Annotated in this window: 16 protein-coding genes; 7 read left to right on the forward strand and 9 right to left on the reverse strand. The window is 45.9% G+C overall.

Translation table 11 applies throughout. The features are described from left to right. Positions 1-26: 26 nt before the first annotated feature. The 3 genes from HMPREF3179_RS04915 to HMPREF3179_RS04925 form a co-directional block, all read right to left on the reverse strand. Complete coding sequence (locus HMPREF3179_RS04915) at positions 27-1,949, reverse strand: sensor histidine kinase (protein ID WP_239660540.1); 1,923 nt, start codon at positions 1,947-1,949, stop codon at positions 27-29. 158 nt (positions 1,950-2,107) lie between these two features. After that, on the reverse strand, positions 2,108-2,725 hold the full coding sequence (locus tag HMPREF3179_RS04920; protein ID WP_048767971.1) for a pseudouridine synthase: 618 nt from the start codon (positions 2,723-2,725) through the stop codon (positions 2,108-2,110). Further along, a complete protein-coding gene (locus tag HMPREF3179_RS04925) occupies positions 2,725-3,525 on the reverse strand; it encodes an IclR family transcriptional regulator (protein WP_070469899.1) in 801 nt (266 codons plus the stop codon). Before HMPREF3179_RS04925 ends, HMPREF3179_RS04920 begins: the two co-directional genes overlap by 1 nt. Positions 3,526-3,638: 113 nt before the next feature. On the opposite strand from HMPREF3179_RS04925, the gene HMPREF3179_RS04930 reads away from it, so the two are divergent. Further along, the gene (locus HMPREF3179_RS04930) at positions 3,639-4,820 is read left to right on the forward strand and encodes an acyl-CoA dehydrogenase (RefSeq protein ID WP_018026706.1); all 1,182 of its coding nucleotides are present in this window, start codon (positions 3,639-3,641) and stop codon (positions 4,818-4,820) included. 109 nt (positions 4,821-4,929) lie between these two features. Further along, a complete protein-coding gene (locus tag HMPREF3179_RS04935) occupies positions 4,930-6,111 on the forward strand; it encodes a CaiB/BaiF CoA transferase family protein (RefSeq protein ID WP_048767967.1) in 1,182 nt (393 codons plus the stop codon). A gap of 90 nt (positions 6,112-6,201) precedes the next feature. Here the strand turns inward: HMPREF3179_RS04935 and HMPREF3179_RS04940 are convergent, their stop codons facing one another. From HMPREF3179_RS04940 to HMPREF3179_RS04950, 3 genes are read right to left on the reverse strand one after another with little or no spacing between them, the layout of a single operon-like run. Next, complete coding sequence (locus tag HMPREF3179_RS04940) at positions 6,202-6,993, reverse strand: ABC transporter ATP-binding protein (protein WP_070469900.1); 792 nt, start codon at positions 6,991-6,993, stop codon at positions 6,202-6,204. After that, positions 6,986-7,990: a FecCD family ABC transporter permease gene (locus HMPREF3179_RS04945; RefSeq protein WP_070469901.1), complete on the reverse strand. Its 1,005-nt coding sequence runs from the start codon at positions 7,988-7,990 to the stop codon at positions 6,986-6,988. The genes HMPREF3179_RS04940 and HMPREF3179_RS04945 overlap by 8 nt, the downstream gene beginning before the upstream one ends. 9 nt (positions 7,991-7,999) lie before the next feature. After that, a complete protein-coding gene (locus HMPREF3179_RS04950) occupies positions 8,000-8,464 on the reverse strand; it encodes an ABC transporter substrate-binding protein (protein ID WP_070469902.1) in 465 nt (154 codons plus the stop codon). 325 nt (positions 8,465-8,789) lie between these two features. Here HMPREF3179_RS04950 and HMPREF3179_RS04955 point away from each other — a divergent pair, with 325 nt between their 5' ends. Next, on the forward strand, positions 8,790-10,754 hold the full coding sequence (locus tag HMPREF3179_RS04955; protein ID WP_083290695.1) for a Dam family site-specific DNA-(adenine-N6)-methyltransferase: 1,965 nt from the start codon (positions 8,790-8,792) through the stop codon (positions 10,752-10,754). Between the two features lie 46 nt (positions 10,755-10,800). Here HMPREF3179_RS04955 and HMPREF3179_RS11950 read toward each other — a convergent pair whose 3' ends face one another. The 3 genes from HMPREF3179_RS11950 to cysG form a co-directional block, all read right to left on the reverse strand. After that, positions 10,801-11,655 (reverse strand): restriction endonuclease FokI C-terminal domain-containing protein, encoded by an 855-nt coding sequence (locus HMPREF3179_RS11950; RefSeq protein WP_083290696.1) that lies wholly within the window; start codon positions 11,653-11,655, stop codon positions 10,801-10,803. Continuing rightward, the gene (locus tag HMPREF3179_RS12495; RefSeq protein ID WP_083290697.1) at positions 11,655-12,542 is read right to left on the reverse strand and encodes a restriction endonuclease FokI recognition domain-containing protein; all 888 of its coding nucleotides are present in this window, start codon (positions 12,540-12,542) and stop codon (positions 11,655-11,657) included. Before HMPREF3179_RS12495 ends, HMPREF3179_RS11950 begins: the two co-directional genes overlap by 1 nt. A 342-nt stretch (positions 12,543-12,884) precedes the next feature. Further along, complete coding sequence (gene cysG / locus HMPREF3179_RS04965; protein WP_070469904.1) at positions 12,885-14,315, reverse strand: siroheme synthase CysG; 1,431 nt, start codon at positions 14,313-14,315, stop codon at positions 12,885-12,887. Positions 14,316-14,660: 345 nt separating this feature from the next. Here cysG and HMPREF3179_RS04970 point away from each other — a divergent pair, with 345 nt between their 5' ends. The 4 genes from HMPREF3179_RS04970 to HMPREF3179_RS04985 are packed head-to-tail and all read left to right on the forward strand — an operon-like array spanning position 14,661 to position 19,542. Further along, positions 14,661-15,395 carry a phosphoadenylyl-sulfate reductase gene (locus tag HMPREF3179_RS04970; RefSeq protein ID WP_204369813.1) on the forward strand — a complete coding sequence of 245 codons (735 nt, stop codon included), beginning with the start codon at positions 14,661-14,663 and terminating at the stop codon, positions 15,393-15,395. Positions 15,396-15,422: 27 nt separating this feature from the next. Then, positions 15,423-16,337: a sulfate adenylyltransferase subunit CysD gene (gene cysD, locus HMPREF3179_RS04975; protein ID WP_018026697.1), complete on the forward strand. Its 915-nt coding sequence runs from the start codon at positions 15,423-15,425 to the stop codon at positions 16,335-16,337. 15 nt (positions 16,338-16,352) lie between these two features. Beyond that, positions 16,353-17,651 carry a sulfate adenylyltransferase subunit 1 gene (locus tag HMPREF3179_RS04980; RefSeq protein WP_018026696.1) on the forward strand — a complete coding sequence of 433 codons (1,299 nt, stop codon included), beginning with the start codon at positions 16,353-16,355 and terminating at the stop codon, positions 17,649-17,651. 13 nt (positions 17,652-17,664) lie between these two features. Then, complete coding sequence (locus tag HMPREF3179_RS04985; protein WP_070469905.1) at positions 17,665-19,542, forward strand: assimilatory sulfite reductase (NADPH) flavoprotein subunit; 1,878 nt, start codon at positions 17,665-17,667, stop codon at positions 19,540-19,542. Positions 19,543-19,563: the final 21 nt, after the last annotated feature.

Consider the following 19,563-nt stretch of genomic DNA (forward strand, 5'->3'; position numbering starts at 1 on the left):
AATGAATAATTAAGGATAACGACAAATTACTGATCAGGCAAACTTAAGGTGAAAATTGCGCCATTTAATGCCACCCCAGCGTGCCCCGACAAATCATCAGCAGGGGGCGCTAAATCGACCTCCAACTTACCGCCATGGGCCTCGGCAATGGTTCTACAAACCGACACGCCCAGACCCAAACCCTCAGCTTTACTAGTGTAAAAGGTTTCAAATAGATTGTCATAGGCTTCAGCGCTTAAGCCTGGACCATTATCCTGTACCGTAAGATGTACTTGATGCTCCGTTTGCCAGAGGTGTAGGCACATCATCGACTGCTCGACCTTCGCTTCAACCATCGCATCATAGCCATTTTTTAAGAGGTTAATTAAAGCTTGTTGAATTTGCACCGGATCCACGGTCAAGCGCTTATCGGGCGCCAAATGGTCAATTATTAGGACCTCTGGTGGCATGGACAGCATGCCACTAAATAACTGCACCGCCTCCTCACATACCTGACGAATCGGCACCTTTTCTAAACGCATCGGTCGTTTACGGGCAAAGGAACGCACGCCCTGAATAATATTCGACGCCCGTTCAGTTTGCTCGATAATTTCATTGGTGGCCAAGCGTAAATCGTCCTCACTTAAGCGCTGCTTATCCAAACGGCGTAACAGACTGCGCGAGTAATTGCCGATGGTCGCCAAGGGCTGATTCAATTCATGCGCCAAGGTTCCGGACATTTCCCCCAAAATCACCAATTTTGCTTGGTGATTGGACTGTGCCTGCACCTCATTAATACGGTCTTGTAAGGCCTTTTGATATTCCAACGCGTGCTCTAAGGCAGCGGTTCGTTTACTGACCAAATAACGTACCCGCGCGGTATACAAACCACCGCAAGCAATTAACACTAAAAGCGCCGCTAAGAGCCACCAATAGCGCTTAAAATAGTCGAATAGTGGAACCTCAGTGGGTTGATAAAACACCAATTCCAGCTCTTTAAACAAATCAAAGAGGTCAAGTGCATTGCCCAAAACCGACCACAACATGGCACCGCTACCACCATCATGTGGCGGGGCATCTAACAAGCTGCGCAGTAACTCACGATGCTGCTCCAGTTGCTCATTTTTCACGCCAGAAAATACCCAGCCAGGATAGAGGCGAGTGCTCACCAGGCAAGGAAAATCGCTATTTGCCACTGGCTCAAGCACCTCAAAGCGGCTCTGCCAATCAGGCACATTTTCCAACACGCAAGCACGCAGCACGCCCGTGTCGGCTTGACCATTTGCCACCGCCTCCAGCACACGGCTCATGGGGAAGCCCACAGTCTGTAATTGCATTTGCTTTTCAGGATTAACACCGCGTGCGCGAAGCTCACGCAAGATCATACGATAACCACCAAAGGCCTCATTACTCACAATCGCCATACTGTGACCGGGCAAATCCTCAAAGCGCTGAATAGCGTGGTTATCACGCCGTTTAATCAATACCGAACCCAAACTATAAGGCGATAATGGCTTGGCGGCATAAACTTGCACGAGCATATTATTAATGCCATAGTCATAGTGCAATTCGGAATACAGCCCGGGATTGCTTATCACATAGTCCACCGCTTGATGGCGCACCAAGCTAATCAGCTCATCATGCTCCACCGCAATCAATTCAAACTGATACTGAGGCAAGTCCTGACGCAACCAGTCCAACATAAAGCGCCACTCTTCTAAGGTATGCTCGGTGCCCAAATAGCTTTGCGCCGCAATGCGTATCAATGGCTTCTGCGCTAAATCATGCGCTGACTGGGACTGATTGGCAACAGAGGTGGGCGGCTGTTGAACACTCGCAGCTTGTGCAATCACCGGTGTTAACAGAAGTAGCAGGCTTAGGCAAAGTACAGCGAGCAGCCTGCCTATAGTTAACAGGCATTGATTGCTCGCTTGTGTTGGCTGATTTAATACTTGTTCACAATGCTTCACCGCACTCACCATGTATAGGAAAACTCGCCGACTGAGCCTTTACTCTACCCTGGCTAGTATAACCTGAGCCAAAAGCTTGCACTTTACATGTTTCAGCAGTTGCAGGCTTAGGAGGTGCTCTATTGGCACTAGTCTTGAGAGGGATAGTACCTTATCCATCAAATCTTAGGGGCGACTTCTTTCCACTGCCCTGGCTGTAAATCACCTAAAGACCAAGGACCAATTCGTACTCGCACCAAACGCAAGGTCGGCAGCCCCACCGCCGCTGTCATACGGCGCACCTGTCTATTTTTCCCCTCTGTAATCGTCAATGCCAACCAGGCAGTCGGGATAGTGGCGCGATAGCGTATCGGTGGTTGCCGCGGCCACACATCTGGCGTTGCGATTAATTCCACTTGAGCGGGCAAGGTCATACCGTCCTTTAACATCACCCCCTGACGCAACGACTCTAACTGCGCTGCTGTCGGCTCACCCTCTACTTGCGCCCAATAGGTCTTTTGCATACCGTATTTCGGTTCCGCGATACGAGCCTGCAAACTGCCGTCATTTGTTAGCAATAATAAGCCTTCGCTATTTCTATCCAATCGACCGGCAGCGTACACCTGCTGAATCGGAATATAGTCCTTTAAGGTGCGACGTCCAGCCTCATCCGTAAACTGCGTGAGCACATCGTAGGGCTTATTAAAAAGAATCAATCTTGGTGTTTGCGGCGAGCGCTGTGACTGGCGAGTGCGTTGACCACGATAAGGACTACGTTTTTTATTATCAGCTTGCATTATAATTGCTCCAATGCCGCACCCAAGGCCTTAAGTGGCTCAGCTACCTGCTCAATTAACTGCCTCAAATCAAGGCGCGATGAGGGCACACTCGCATTGAGCGCATACAAGCCATTTTTTGCGGCATCATTACGCACGGGGATCGCAATGGCCGTAATATCATGCGAAAACTCGCCCACCGAATAACAAAAGCCATACTGCTGATACACTTCCATTTGTCGTGCTAAGAGCGCTTTTTTAGGACCATAATCCTGCGCTAACAAGGGGCGTAAATGACTCTCCTCCAACAGTATCCGTTGCGCTTCAGTTAAGGCACAATAATAAACCCGTCCAATGGCGGTATCAATCAGCGGCACCGTCGATCCCACCGTCAACTGTACAGCCAGACGCGCAGGCGAACGAATACTTTCAAGGTAAAGCATCTCCCCACTCTCTTCAACCGCCAGACTCACCGAGACCTCGTACTTTTCCGCAAACGCCATTAATAAAGGCTTGGCATCACGCACCAAATGATCGCTATGGAGCGCAAAGGCGCCTAACTCACGTAGGTGTATATCACTCACATATAAGCCGGTCACCGGATGCTTACGTAGAAAGCGCAGTTTAATCAGGGTATTCAATATACGACTGACGGTGGCCTTAGGTAATTGCGTCATCTCCGTGATTTGTTGATGCGAAATACCATGGCTATAAAAACGCAAGGCATATAACACCGCCAGTCCACGTGCCAAGGAGGTAATAAACTGACGGTCCTGCTCCGCTTCGCTCTGCGCAATCGTTGCTAATAATTCATCTAACACTTTACAAAACCATTTAAAAAGAGTAAATTTAAGCCTAGTGTTCCGCTAAGTATATCATTAATTTCGCACAGCGAAACTATATTTTTTTAAACCGGCTGAGGAGAGTTAACACTATGTCACGAGCACCTTTTAAATGGGAAGACCCTTTTTTACTAGATGAGCAGCTTACTGAAGAAGAGCGTATGGTCGCCGAGAGCGCAGAGACCTTCTGTCAGGAAGTATTAATGCCCGGTATTCTTGAGGCGAATCGCAATGAACATTTTGATACCGAGCTAATGAAGCGCATGGGTGAGTTGGGACTATTAGGCGCAACCATTGACGGTTACGGTTGTGCCGGTATGTCACATGTTTCTTATGGCCTTATTGCTCGTGCAGTAGAGCGTGTGGACTCCGGTTATCGTTCGGCCATGAGCGTACAGTCCAGCTTAGTGATGCACCCAATCTGGGCTTATGGTACTGAGGAGCAAAAGCAAAAGTTCCTACCTAAATTAGCCAGCGGTGAGTATATCGGCTGCTTCGGTTTAACTGAACCCGATGCAGGTTCCGACCCCGCCTCCATGAAAACCCGCGCCCGCAAGGTTGAGGGCGGTTACTCGCTAACTGGCAATAAAATGTGGATTACCAATAGCCCCGTGGCGGATGTTTTCGTGGTTTGGGCTAAAGACGATGCCGGCGAGATTCGCGGCTTTATCCTTGAAAAAGGCATGCAGGGCCTATCTGCGCCTAAGATTGAGGGCAAATTCTCCCTCCGCGCTTCCATTACCGGTGAAATCGTGATGGACAATGTCTTTGTCCCAGAAGAAAATGCATTCCCCGATATCCGTGGCCTTAAAGGTCCTTTCGGCTGCTTAAATAAAGCTCGCTACGGTATTGCTTGGGGCGCCATGGGTGCGGCCGAATTCTGCTGGCATGCCGCCCGCCAATATAGTTTAGACCGCAAACAATTCGACCGTCCTTTAGCGGCTACTCAGCTATTCCAATTAAAACTAGCCAATATGCAGACGGAAATCAGCTTAGGGCTACAGGCCGCTTTACGCGTGGGCCGTTTGATGGATGAAAACCGTGCTGCCCCAGAAATGATTTCCCTCATCAAACGTAATAACTGCGGTAAGGCCTTAGATATCGCTCGTATCGCCCGTGATATGCACGGTGGTAACGGTGTGTCCGATGAGTTCCATGTTATCCGTCATGTGATGAACCTAGAAGCCGTTAATACCTACGAGGGTACGCATGATGTGCATGCGCTGATCCTTGGACGTGCCCAAACAGGCATTCAAGCCTTTGCGGCGCGCTAATCACTACCTCCTATGCGTCCCTGTGCCTGCCCTGGCTGTGATTAACACGCGGGCAAGCGCAGGAGCGCAGCTTATACCACCGCATGGTTGATTATCTTAAGAGTAAATTATGACGACGTCCGCCCTTGCTGGCATCAAAGTGCTTGATTTATCACGGGTACTGGCTGCACCCGGCTGCACACAAATTCTGGCTGATTTGGGGGCTGAGGTCCTAAAGATCGAGCGACCCGTTCAGGGTGATGAAACTCGCCAATGGACACCGCCCACCTTTGAAGATGGCACTTCGGCCTACTTTGCCACGGTTAATCGTAATAAAAAATCCCTCACCATTGATATGAGTCGCCCCGAAGGTCAGGCAATAATACGTCGTCTGGCCCAAGAAGCCGATATTCTGGTAGAAAACTTCAAGGTCGGCGGCTTAAAAAAATATGGCTTAGACTATGAATCGCTCAAAGCCGTCAATCCGCGACTGATTTACGCTTCCTTAACCGGTTTTGGACAATACGGCCCCGATGCCCATAAGCCTGGCTATGACTATATTATTCAAGCTTTATCCGGCTTAATGAGCATTACTGGTCCGGCCGACGGCATGCCGCATAAGGTAGGCGTGGCGGTAGTGGATTTATTTACCGGTTTACAGCTTAGCATCGGGATTTTAGCCGCCTTACGTGCACGCGAGCAAAGCGGATGCGGTCAACAGGTTGATGTGTCATTACTAGACAGCGCCTTGGCGATGACAGCAAATATCGGTCAAAACTACCTCGCCAATGGCAAAACGCCTCAGCGCTTGGGCAATGCCCATCAAAGCATTGTGCCTTATCAAGTATTTGAAGTGGCCAATCAACAGCATATGGTCTTGGCTTGTGGCAATGACAAGCAATTTGCCGCGGTCTGCCAAGTGATGTCTGAAGCGTGGGATCAAGATGCGCGTTTTGCCACCAATCCGCTGCGCGTTCAACACCGCAAGGAGTTGATTCCCTTGATGCAGCATGTGTTTTTAAGCAAATCACGAGATGAATGGATTCGCCTATTTGAAGCGGCAGGCGTGCCTTGCGGTGCCATCAATACCATTGATGAGGCCCTGCAATTGCCGCAAGCCGTGGCTCGTGAGATGACAGTCTCATTTGAAAATAGCCCAGTGCGCGTCTTAGGCAATCCGATTAAGCTTTCCGATACACCGGTGCAGTATCAAAGCCCACCACCTCGCTTAGGGCAGCATACGGAAGCGGTGCTAAAGACCTTTTTTGATAGCGCAGAAATTGCACAATGGAAAAAAGACGGCATTATCTAAAACCTAGCGATTGCTAGGCACCATTATGACTAGGGTGAGGCTGCGGCCTTGCCCTAGTTAAGGATGTACTCAAGCACGAGAAGGCGCCCGTTATGGCGCGAGGACTGGCTCTTTAAACAGCCTAGATTGCAAATAATCACGCACTTGTGCCGATTCTAAACCGTACACAGCAGCCAAATTATCTACGCTTAACACATCTTCACTGCGTCCCAAGGCAAAAGGACGTCCAGCCGCTAGCAACAATGCCGTATCCGCCACGCGCGCCGCATGCTCTGGTTGATGCGTACAAAGCAAAATCGCTAAGCCCTGTTGCCTGAGTTGCTGAATTTGCTCCAACACCAAAATCTGATTAGCAAAATCCAAACTGGCCGTTGGCTCATCCAAGATCAAGGCCTGCGGTTGTTGTGCCAAGGCACGTGCCAACAACACCAATTGTTGCTCACCCCCGCTCATTTGCGGAAATAAGCGCTCGGCCAAATGACTAATGCCCAGACGCTCCAATGACTGTGCTGCTATTTCCCGATCGGCTTTGGAGGGCGAAGAAAAAAAATCAACATAGGCACTACGCCCCATCAACACCATATCCAAGGCACTAAAGGAAAAGCTCATACTACTTTGTTGCGGCACAAAGGCCAGCGTTTGCGCTATCTCACGACGACGCCATTGCGCCACATCCTTTGCCAATAACTGCACCGAGCCACCCAGACTCGGTAACAGCGCTAATACCGTTTTTAATAAGGTGGATTTACCGCTGCCGTTGGGACCTAATAAACACAGCACCTGCCCCGCCTCTAGTTCAAAACTAATCCCCTCGGCAACCCGTTTATTGGCATAACCGATGGCCAAATCACGTACGCTTAAAATACTTGCTTGCTTAGCCATCAGTGCGTCTCTTTAATAACAAATAAAGAAAAAAAGGCGCGCCGATTAAGGCTGTCAGCACACCTAAGGGCAATTCAATCGCTGCCGCATTTCGTGCCACATTATCCGTTAAAACTAAAAAAATCGCCCCTATCATCAAGGAGGTCGGCATCAATCGTGAGAACTCGGGACCAACGATCAAGCGCGCAATATGCGGTATAACCAGACCAACCCAAGCAATAATGCCGGTAAAGGACACGGCAGCGGCCGTCAGCAAGGTCGCACACATAATCACCAACACCCGCAATAAAGCCACATTCAGCCCCAAAGCTTGTGCTTCTATCTCGGACAAACTGAGTAAATTAATGCGCCAACGTAGTAGAAATAAGGGGATCAGCGCCACAACCATCAAGGGTGAGGCCCACAACAACTCCTCTCTCGACACCGCATTTAAACCACCTAGCAACCAAAAGGTAATGGTGGCTAACTGCGAATAAGGATCGGCCAATATCTTAAGTAAAGAAATACCTGCGCCTAGTAAACTCCCTACAGCAATGCCGGCTAACACCAGTAATAACACAGGATCATAATGACGGCGACTGCTAAGCGAAATCAAATAAACCACAGCCACTGCGATCAAACCGCCAATAAACGCAAATAACTGCACCGTGGCCAAGGGCAAGGACAGAAAAATGGCCAGCACCGCCCCCAAACTCGCCCCAGCAGAGACGCCTAAAATATCCGGTGACACCAAAGGATTACGAAACATTGACTGATAACTTGCACCGGCAACCGCTAGCGCAGCACCCACCAGTATCGCAGCCGACAAACGCGGCAGGCGTAAATTCCATAACACCACATCAGCGTTGCTACCCTCACGACCGGCGGTCACGAAACTATGCCATAACTCAGCCAGGCTTAAAGGGTATTTGCCGCTCATCAAGGTGAACAGTGAAAGGGCTACCAAAAGCACAAAAAGTAAAGCAAACAACCCCACAGACCGAGTTTTTGCTAACATTGTCACTCCCTAGTGCTCGTCGAAAATGACAGGCGCAATCAAAAAAGAACGGATTTGCTCATCATCCAACGACACATCATAAAATAAGCGATAAAACTCCCTTATTTTAGCGATTTGTTCAGCTTCTGGTGCTTGTTTTAACCAATGACTTAACCACAATAGCCCTAATAATCGATTAACCCCGGGTGGTTCATCTAGCCAACCAAAAGGCAGCGATGGCACAAGATACACTTGTTGCTTTTGTACCGCTGGCACTTTACGCCAGAGCGGATGCTCATAGACGGTGGCTAAAAACGCCTCGCTATGCGTCAAAATCACGTCTGGTTGCCATAGCAACACTTGCTCCATGGACACTCGGGCTAAACGCTCACCTGCCAGCTCATCAGCCACATGGTGAATGCCTAGTGTTCTCAGCACCTCGGTATGGATGGAGTGACTCAGACCAGTTTCTAAACCATCTGCCGAACGCGCCATATAAACCCTATGGTAGTTATAAGCGGAAAAACGGCTGTGCTTAGGATCTTGCAAAGCAAGGTCTAAACCACCAGCAGCTTCCTCTATCTTCGTTATTGGTAAAAAATATAAATACTATAAAATCGCTCTTAAACGATATATCCTAAATAAATAACGAAATTAACATAGAGTAACAACAATAACAAGCAATAACATTTCTTATCACGAAACGCTTACTTTCTAACAACAAAAATCCAAGCCTTCCTTCGAAGGCTTGGGTTTTGAAGCTAGTCCACATCCTTTTTATGCTAGAATTGCTTAAACAACAAGGATGATTAGGGATGTCATGCTGAGATACATTGGCGCAAAAGCGCTGCTGCTTCAAGAGATAGAAGCACTACTGAACAAACATATCAACGGTACCGAAGAAAGCTTCCTAGACCTATTTGCAGGTACAAATATCGTCGGTAGACATTTTAAAAAGGACTACCGAATTATCACTAATGACTTACTATACTTCTCCTATTGTCATAGTAAGGCTGTGATTGAGAATAATTTACCACTTCTGTTCAAAGGCTTAGGCTTCGATCCTTTTGTGTATTTAAATGACAAGAATAATGTCCAGCAATATAGAGGGGACTTATACTACACGAAAAACTATACTCCTCTAGGTGAGGCAATGTATTTCAGTGAAGATAATGGTAGGCGTTTGGACTTTATTCGCAATACCATTGATGAGTGGTTTAGCGAGAAACGATTAGAAGAGCACGAGTATTTTTATCTCCTTGCATGTTTAATAGCAGCTGTCCCGCCAGTAAGCAATACAACAGGCACATATGGCGCCTTTTTAAAGCATTGGGATAATCGAGCCTTAAAACCGCTACAGCTCAACCCCTTAGCAGTATTAAACAATAACAGAGCTAATCAGGCCTACAACCAAGATGCTAACCAGCTGGTGAAAGAGGTTTCGGCAGATATCGTATACATTGACCCGCCATATAATAATAGACAATATGCGGCTAACTACCATGTGCTCGAAAATATTGCGCTCAATACAAAACCACGTTTAAAGGGGGTCACAAGACTTTTTGACTGGCAATCAAAAAGAAGTAACTACTCCACATCAAACGGAGCCTTAGCGGCGATGACAAACCTTATCGATAATATTGAGGCCACTCATATTATTATTAGTTACAACGATGAGGGAATCATAAACCACGAGGATATGTTGAATTTACTAAAAGAACGTGCTATTGATAAACGCATAGATGTAGTTAAAATTCCTTACCGTAAATATCAATCCAAAATTTCCTCAAAAAAAGCCGATCTAAACGAGTATCTCTTTTATATCAAGAAGAAAGAATTACAGCAAAATAAGCAATTTTTTTTAAGAAGTCCAACGCATGAGGAAAGCACGTGGACACCAAAAAGAAATGCTTATATCAAAAGCCCTTTGAACTACATAGGGGGCAAATATCGCCTGCTAAGTCAAATTATTCCTTTATTCCCAAAGCATATTGATACCTTTGTGGATTTGTTTTCTGGCGGTGCTAATGTGGGCATTAACGTGCCTGCTAAAAAACATATCTTTAATGATATGAACACTAAGGTTAATGAGATGTTCATTTTTTTTGCTAGTCAAGATACGGAACGTTGTATTGCGGCCATCAAAAACAATATCGAAAAATATGACTTAAGCAAAACAAATGAAGAAGGTTTTTTGAAGTTGCGTGAAGCTTACAATGCGCAGCCTAATCCACTCGACTTATATACTCTGGTGTCGTATAGCTACAATTATCAGCTGCGATTTAATAATGAGATGAAGTTCAATAATCCATTTGGTAGGAATCGAAGCTCCTTTAGCCAAAATATGGAAAATAATTTGCGTGCGTTTAATAATAAGCTACAGACCTTAGACTATCAGTTTACTAGCGATTATTTTGACAATGCGGACTTAACATTTTTAGATAGTAATGACTTTGTGTATCTTGACCCGCCATACCTAATCACCACTGGAAACTATAATGATGGCAACCGTGGTTTTAAGAACTGGGGTGATGAAGAAGAGCGTAAGCTTTTGAAGCTTTTAGATTACCTAAACGCTAAAGGTGTTAGGTATGCGCTTAGCAATGTCATTTCTCATAAGGGCAAGGAAAATTACTTACTAAAAGAATATCTTAATAATACAAACACAACTGTGCATCAAATAAATTCCTCTTATGGAAACGCTTCGTATAACACCAAGAAAGAGACCAGCAAAGAGGTTTTAGTGACAAATTATTGTCCTACCAGCTTTGAGCTCTTAAACTAAGTTGTTAGTCAATCGATCTTTGATGAATTAGATTGATTGACAGCCTCTACTCAAAACTGATCACGCTGTTATTAAAATAAGATGGTAAATCGTTAATATTGATTTTACCCTTTTGAATTGCATCGGCTCCAATTAAAAACTGCCGTGCGCTTAGCGCCCCGCCTCTATAACCCGTATCATAATTCAACTGATTAATCTGTGTATCGCAGTTTCTTTGAAATTTACCTGATATCCATAAAAAGTAAAAGTTATTCGCTGGAATATGCTCATTAAATGAGCGCCACCATAATGACTGATTCCTCTTCGGGTCTCTTTTCTTGTTATCTTCGATATAGCGGAACATTTTATCTGCCTCAGCTCTACTCCTCGAATAAGCACCTTTATACGCTTTAGTGTCAACAATGATGCCGAAGTTTTGATTAAAGGCTATACCATCGGGCTTTAAACCACCTCCTAAATGGATAGACTCTAATTGATAGTAATTCTTAAAAACCTCTGCACTTAAAATTTCTAAATCCCGATTTTTGGAGCCATCAAAAGCTATTTCTAATATTGAAATATGTCGTTTGCTGAGAGCCGTATTTTTGTAAAAATATGCTTTCTCTTTCTGTAACGCAATATCAGAAATCTCCTCAGTTACTTCAACTATTGGAATATCAAAATCTTTGATCTCGTCCAATAATTTAATTCTATCCGAATCAAGCTCTATTCTTAAGCCAAAATTAATTAAACCCTCGATATCCAGGTTCATGATGGCCGGCTCTGTATAAAATCCAAGATATTGCATCCGTTTTATAATTTCATTTGCAGAGCTCGTTTTTTGTAGGTTTTTAATAAGATGCGCTCTCCTTGTCCTTATATAATCGACGCTAGAAACATCAGTAGCCAAAAACTCCCACATTAGAAATTTTGCTTGTTTTTTATGCCTTGATTTACCAAGCGACTGATTATAACGGTGAATACCCTTTGCAGTAATACTATACTTTTGAAGAGCGCTATCCCTTCTTTTTTTACTGATTGCGTTTTCACAAGACCTAACTTGTTCAGCCAACTACAAATCATTCGTGCATACTTGTCACTCGTCCCCTCCACATTCGAACGTATTTTTGTCCGCTCCTTAGGGTCAGTTTCTTCCATCAAATAGTCCAACATCACTTCTTCACCGTACGAAGTGAAGCCACTTTCACCTATAAAACCCAAACGGTTGCCAATATAAAACTTATTTTTTGGTTCATTAGCATCAGATAAGAGCTGTAGCACTCTAGTTGCAGGAGGATATGACAATAAGGCTGTAATTAGGATTTCTTGTTGCTCTTCTGAATCATTGTCGGACTCAGAAAACTGCTTGCCTAATTCAGTTATTTTAAAGCTGTCATTTTTGCGGTCTACTTCTACAAAGTTAAGACTAACTGCCCATCTAAGAAAGCCATCTGAAGTCCAATCGTCAACATATGCTTTCGCTGTTTTTTTATGAGTTTGTGGCAATAGTGAAATCTGTATCAGTCCATTCGCTACCGCATCAGCCCTTTTCGCTGCACTCTCATTATTTTTATTACGGCTGCTGCCAACAAGCTCAGCATATGTAAACTCCTCAACAGCATGATTAAACTTTTCTTGTAAAGAGCTTCTTAGCTGAGGGAAATAAATTTTTTGATTTATCCAATCGTCTCTTAATAATTGATAATGACTTGAACGATTATCGAAAATTTGTACAGTGGTTTTGAGCTTATTAAAATCCGATGGATTTTGAATCCAACCATAAGTGCGACGTTTAAAATTAATAGACATGGACTTAACACAAAAGCAGCTTTAAAGGTTCAAACTAACTTCTTATTCAACAAAGCAACGGTAACACTATATGGTCACCTAGCAATCATTATGCCTTTAATTGTATTTAATTGTTAGCTTATCTTAAGCTTATCTGTATATGTGCATCATGAATCTAAGGGTAACGCTCTCTTTTTCAAAAGCTGCATCAGAGCAAGTCGAAATGCATATATAAATTAATGCACCTATTACCCGCCTTTTATACCCACACCTACTCTGTCGCAACGGCAACCACCCTAGGGTAGTATTACCCAAGCCTTCCTTCGAAGACTTGGGCTTTGAAGCTAGTCATTTAGCGGCTGTTTAAACGGCTACTGCTTCAACGATAGGTTCTTGAGTTTGCTGAAACCAAGCTAACTGCTTTTGCAAACTAACCACCTCACCAATCACTATCAATGCTGGACGAGGCACTTCAGTTGCTAGCTGAACTAAATCACTCAACACACCGAGTCTGACCTCTTGCGCTGCCGTGGTACCGCGACTAATAATCGCTACCGGCGTATTAGCGTCACGACCATGAGCAACTAATTGCTCCTGTATCACCGTCGCTTTCAACGTGCCCATATAGATCACCAAGGTTTGCTGACTCTTGGCCAAGGCCTGCCAATCATTAGCGTCATGATCCTCCGTACCATGGCCACTAATCAAAATAGCGCTATGTGCAAGCTCTCGATGAGTTAAAGGAATACCTGCATAAGCCGTGGCGCCGAGTGCCGCACTAACACCGGGCACCACTCGATAAGGTATCCCTTCAGCAGTCAACACCTGCGCTTCTTCACCGCCCCGACCAAAGACAAAAGGATCGCCGCCTTTGAGACGAACCACGCGTTTACCCTCTTTGGCTAATTTCACCATCAATGCGTTGGTATTTTCCTGAATCACATGGTGCGCGCCAGCACGTTTACCGACATTCACCCGATCTGCATCACGACGCACTAACTCTAGCACCTCAGGTGAGACTAGGGCATCATACAGCACGACATCTGCGGCTTGTATCGCTTGTAAAGCCTTTAAGGTCAGCAAACCCGCATCGCCCGGACCCGCCCCCACGAGCACCACCTCGCCAAGCGGTTTTTTCTTCTGATTAATTTGAGCCTGCAATAGCGTCTCACGCATAATTTGATCAGCGCGTTCCTCGTCGCCCACCTCAATGGTTCCGCTTAATGGACCGATAAAGATTTCTTCCCAAAAATAACGACGCTTAGCAAGGGTTTTAAGCGTACGTCTCACCTCTTGGCGCCACTTCTCAACAAAGCTCGCCACCCTGCCGATATGTTGAGGCAAAATGCGCTCAATCCGCTCACGCCATAAACGTGCCAACACCGGTGCCGTACCGCCACTACTGATCGCAACTTGTAAGGGGTGCCTATCGATCACCGCAGGCGTAATATAAGAACAATGCGCTGGACTATCCACCACATTGCAAAGTTTAGACCGAGCCTCTGCTGCTGCAAAAACACGTTGATTTAAGGCCTCATCATCGGTTGCCGCTACCGCTAAATACACTGGCGCTAAGAGTTCAGGAGAAAACTCCTTGCCCAGATACTCAATGGTGCCCTCTTCTTGCCAACACACAAATCGCTCAGATAACTCCTGCGCTACGACTTGGATGCGTGCGCCGGCTTTTAATAATGCGAGCGCTTTACGCTCAGCCACGACACCAGCCCCAACTAAAAGCACAGGTCGGTTCTGTAAATTCACAAAAAGTGCAAAAAAACTTGGAGAGTCACTCATAACAAACGCTTAATCATTTAAATAAAAAACAGACTCTTCATTAAAGGACAATTTTTCTCTAAAACAAACGAATAAAAAACTCTATGCTTAGTCAATTTGGTTATATGCCCCTCAGATATAAAGCCTGTTATTAAAGGCCAAATGATACTTTTTACATAGTTTAAGATTAAATAATATGCTTATTAGCTTAAAACCAAATGGCATATACACAGGCAAGCGCTGATCAAGCCTAGCTTATGATTTAAAGGTATATGGATAGAAAAAATAAGTCTTTTTAATCTTGAAGTGCCTGTTGCTAGACTGAATGACACCCAAATTAACACGAATGTATTTCGGTAAATAGCTATGTTTAATCAGCAACTATGGCACGTTCCCATGGTGAGCGAAGCCATTTTTAAACAATTGCCCCTGCTGCAAGAGGAGCTTCAAGAAAATTTGCGCCATATCGCCACCAGCCATCATGACGTTCGCTTTGCGTCTAGTTTAGCGATTGAGGATATGGTGATCACAGAAGTGATTGCCCGTCTTAAACTGCCAATTAAGGTGTTTACCTTAAACACTGGCAAATTACACAAAGAGACGCTGGAACTACTGGCTGCCATCAATACGCGCTTTCCAACACTACAAATCACACAGTACGAGCCAAGAGAAGAGGCGCTTCGTGACTTTGATCGTAAGCATGGCATCCATTCAATTTACGAAAGTCTTGAACAGCGAAAACTCTGCTGCCACATCCGCAAAATCGAGCCCCTGCAACGTGCACTCACAGGTGCTGATGCCTGGATCACCGGACAGCGTCGGGCTCAATCAACGACTCGCAGTGAGCTCGCTTATGAAGAATGGGATGAACAACGAGGCATTGCTAAATTCAATCCACTTTATGCGTGGTGTGAGGACGCCGTTTGGGGCTATAGCAAAGCCCACAAGCTACCACTAAATAAACTCTACGAAAATGGTTACCCCAGTATTGGCTGTGAACCGTGTACCCGCCCCATCAGACTACATGAAGACATTCGCGCCGGTCGTTGGTGGTGGGAACAACAAAACAGCAAAGAATGCGGTCTCCACCAACAACAATAATTAATCACATCAGTAGGATGAACAACCATGTTTATTGATAATCAACATTTAAATGACTTAGAAGCGGAATCGATTTATATCATTCGCGAAGTCATCGCTGAGGCCAACCATCCGGCCTTGTTATTTTCCGGGGGTAAAGACTCTGTCGTGCTTCTTGCCTTAGCCGTCAAAGCCTTTCAGATCCCTGGTCGTCCCTTGCGTTTACCTTTTAAATTACTGCACGTCGACACGGGTCATAACTACCCCGAAGTGATTGCATTTCGCGACCAAACCGTGGCCGAACTACGCGCCGATTTAGTGGTTGCGCATGTGGAAGACTCGATCAAAAAAGGGACCGTGGTGTTACGTCATGAGACCGACTCTCGCAATGCAGCGCAGGCCATTACCTTACTTGAAGCCATTGAAACTCACGGTTTTGATGCCCTGATGGGTGGCGCTCGACGTGATGAAGAAAAGGCTCGTGCTAAAGAACGTATCTTCTCCTTTAGAGATGCGTTTGGTCAATGGGATCCCAAAGCGCAACGACCCGAACTTTGGGACATATACAACATGCGCCTAAACCCAGATGAAAGCATGCGAATTTTTCCCATCTCTAACTGGACTGAACTGGATGTTTGGCAATACATTAAGCGTGAACAACTTGCCTTACCACCGATTTATTACGCTCATCAACGTGAAGTCGTCAACCGTAACGGTCTGCTCGTACCAGTTACTCCACTCACGCCAAAACGTGAGAATGAAACCAGTGAGCTTCGCTCTGTACGCTTTAGAACAGTAGGTGATATTTCATGCACCTGCCCAGTAGCCAGTCATGCACTTAGCGCCGCAGAAATCATTGCTGAAACGGCGAGTAGCACCATTTCAGAACGCCGTGCCACCCGCTTGGACGACCAAGTTTCTGAGGTGGCCATGGAAGAAAGAAAGCGCGCGGGTTATTTTTAAATTGGAAGGTCAGGTATGTCAAACAATTCTCTTTTACGCATTATTACCGCCGGCAGCGTGGATGACGGTAAATCCACCTTGATCGGCCGTCTTTTATACGATAGCCATAGCCTGATGAGCGATCAAATAGCGCATCTGGAAAAAAGTCATGATGCCACCAATAACAGCTTGGATTTTGCTCAATTAACTGACGGTCTAGCGGCCGAGCGGGAACAAGGCATCACGATTGATGTAGCCTATCGCTACTTTGCCACACCTAAACGAAAGTTTATTTTGGCAGATACCCCGGGGCATGAGCAATACACCCGCAATATGGTCACCGGTGCTTCAACAGCCGATGTTGCCATTCTCTTAATTGATGCAAGTCGTTTAAACCTAAACCAGGCAAATATCGAGCTGCAAAGACAAAGCAAAAGACATAGTGCGCTGTTAAAGCTGCTCGCGACACCAACGATTATCGTGGCCATTAATAAGTTGGATTTACTAAATTACGAGGAGACGGCTTTTCATCAAATCGTTGATGCCTATAAAAAACTAGCCGCACAAATTAACTTAACCGCCAGCTTACACTTCATCCCCATCTCAGCGTTGCACGGTGAAAACATCGTCACAAGCAGCGCTCAAACGCCGTGGTATGGTGGACTTGCCCTATTACCTTTATTAGAAAGCCTACCGAGTAAAAAGCAAGCCCAAGACGACAGCATTCAACACAGTCTATTTCCGGTGCAACGCGTGCTGCGACAAGACGGTAGTGCCCTCGATGATTTCCGAGGTTATCAGGGCCGTTTAAACGTCGGCACCTTACGCATCGGTCAAGAAGTACGCGTGGAACCTCAAGGTCAACGCAGTCGCATCAAAGAAATTTTTGGTCCTAACGGATCCCAAGATGAAGCCCACAGTTCTCAGGTTTTAACCATCACCTTAGAAGATGATATTGATATCTCTCGCGGCAATACCCTAGTCGCCGCTGACCATCCAATTCAAGCCAGTCGTTCTATTCGCGCGCATCTTGCCTGGATGGACGATAAACCACTGAATCCGGCTCGCCGCTATTGGTTAAAACATGGTCACCAGTCCGTTTACGCCAAAATTAAGCACTTGGATTATCGATGGGATGTCAATAACTTAGCTCGCGAAGAAAACATCGACCAGCTCGCGATAAATGATATCGGCCAAGTTCAACTATCGTTACAACAAGCCATTACCGCTACCCCCTATGCCGATAATCAACTGAGTGGCGCCTTTATTTTAATTGATGAGGCAACGAATAACACGGTTGCTGCTGGCATGATTAACCAGCTGTTAGACCAATAGGAGCAAGAATAACATGCTTGATCAAGCACCACAATCAGTCATAGGGAGCAATAACCCTCCGCTGACATACATTATCCAACAACTTACGACCCTGGATCCGACTCAGTTAGCTTGGGTTTCTGGCTACAGCTGGGCTCTCAGTCAACAAAACACGAGCTTAAATAACGGCGATAATTTAAACGGCATCAATGGTATCAGCCCTCCTGAGACCCTAGCGCCTAATGTAGCCATCGACGCTGTCGCGCCTGCAGAAGAACGACGGATTTTGATTTTATCGTGTTCTCAAACCGGCAATGCCCAAAGCGTTGCCAAGCTTTTATTTGAACAATTACAAGGCCTTCATGCCGACATTCGTTTTGTGTCGGCCAACGATTATCGCAGCCGTAGCTTAGTCAGCGAAGACATTGTGCTGTTAGTTACCTCAACTCAAGGTGAAGGTGAGGCACCGGAAGAAGCGGTACCGTTGTACAAATTTATGTTCCACAAAAAAGCACCGGATTTGAGCGGTGTCAGCTTTGCTGTATTAGGTCTTGGCGACTCAAGTTACCCTAAATACAATCAAGCGGCCAAAGACTTTGATAAGCAATTTGAAAAGCTAGGGGCGAAGCGCTTAGTTGAACGTGTGGACTGTGATCTGGACTTTAGCGCTCAGGCTAACGAATGGCGCAATGCAATTGAAAAACAGCTAAAAACCTTGCTGATCGATACCCCGAGCAATGGCACTACCGATCATACCGTTACCATTAGCACGCCCGTAGAACAAGGCCAACACTATGGCAAAAGCAATCCCTACCGGGCCGAGCTATTGACTAAGCAGCGCATCACGACGGAACAGGCGAATGAAGTCATTCATTATGAAATTGACCTTGGCGATTCCGGTATCCGCTACCAAGCAGGGGACGCCTTAGGCATCTATTTCTCAAACGCCGAACGCCTAGTCGATGAACTCTTAGACTTATCCTCAATCAATGCAGATGAGCTCATCCACCTAGCCGACGGTACCGAAACAACGATCAAAGATGCGCTTATCAATCACCTTGATATCACGGAAACCACACCACAATTCGTGCGCGCTTACGCCGAATACCTAGCCAGCACGGACAATCAGGCGTTGTCTGCTATCGTGGCAGACTCCACCACGCTGAGCGAATTTATTCAGGCCCGTCCGCCGGTATTTATTATGGCTGAGCACCCCATCACACTGAAGGCACAGCAATTGCACGACTTATTCAGACCGTTAACGCCAAGACTCTACTCCATTGCCAGTTCACAGGAGGAAGTAGGTAATGAAGTGCACATCACTGTCAAAACTGTACGCTTCAACAAGGATGATACGGCTTATCAAGGTGCAGCTAGTGGCTTTTTGGCTGATCAACTCGAAGAAGGTGATGAGGTCAACGTTTATATTGAACCTAACCGCAACTTCCGCCTCCCTGAAGAGGGTGAAACCCCCATCATTATGATTGGCGCAGGCACCGGCATCGCCCCTTTTAGAGCCTTTTTACAGGAGCGTCACGCCAAAGGAGACGCTGGCCAAAACTGGTTAATTTTCGGCAATCAACGCTTTACGGAAGACTTCTTATATCAAAACGAATGGATTCAGTTAAACCAAGCCGGCTTTTTGCCCAAATACGATTTTGCTTGGTCGCGCCAAGGCGACAAAAAAGAATATGTTCAACACAAACTCGCTCAGCGTAGTCGAGATGTTTGGGACTGGCTACAACAAGGTGCGCATATTTACCTCTGTGGTGACGCTAACCGCATGGCTAAGGACGTAGAAAACACCTTAATCGACATTATCAGCCAGGAAGGAAAACTATCCCTAGACGATGCAGAGGACTATTTAAATGAACTCCGCGAAGAAAAACGCTACCAACGCGATGTTTATTAACTTAACAACAAAGCATTTAGG

This window comes from Oligella sp. HMSC09E12 (assembly GCF_001808505.1).
Taxonomy (GTDB): domain Bacteria; phylum Pseudomonadota; class Gammaproteobacteria; order Burkholderiales; family Burkholderiaceae_B; genus Oligella; species Oligella urethralis.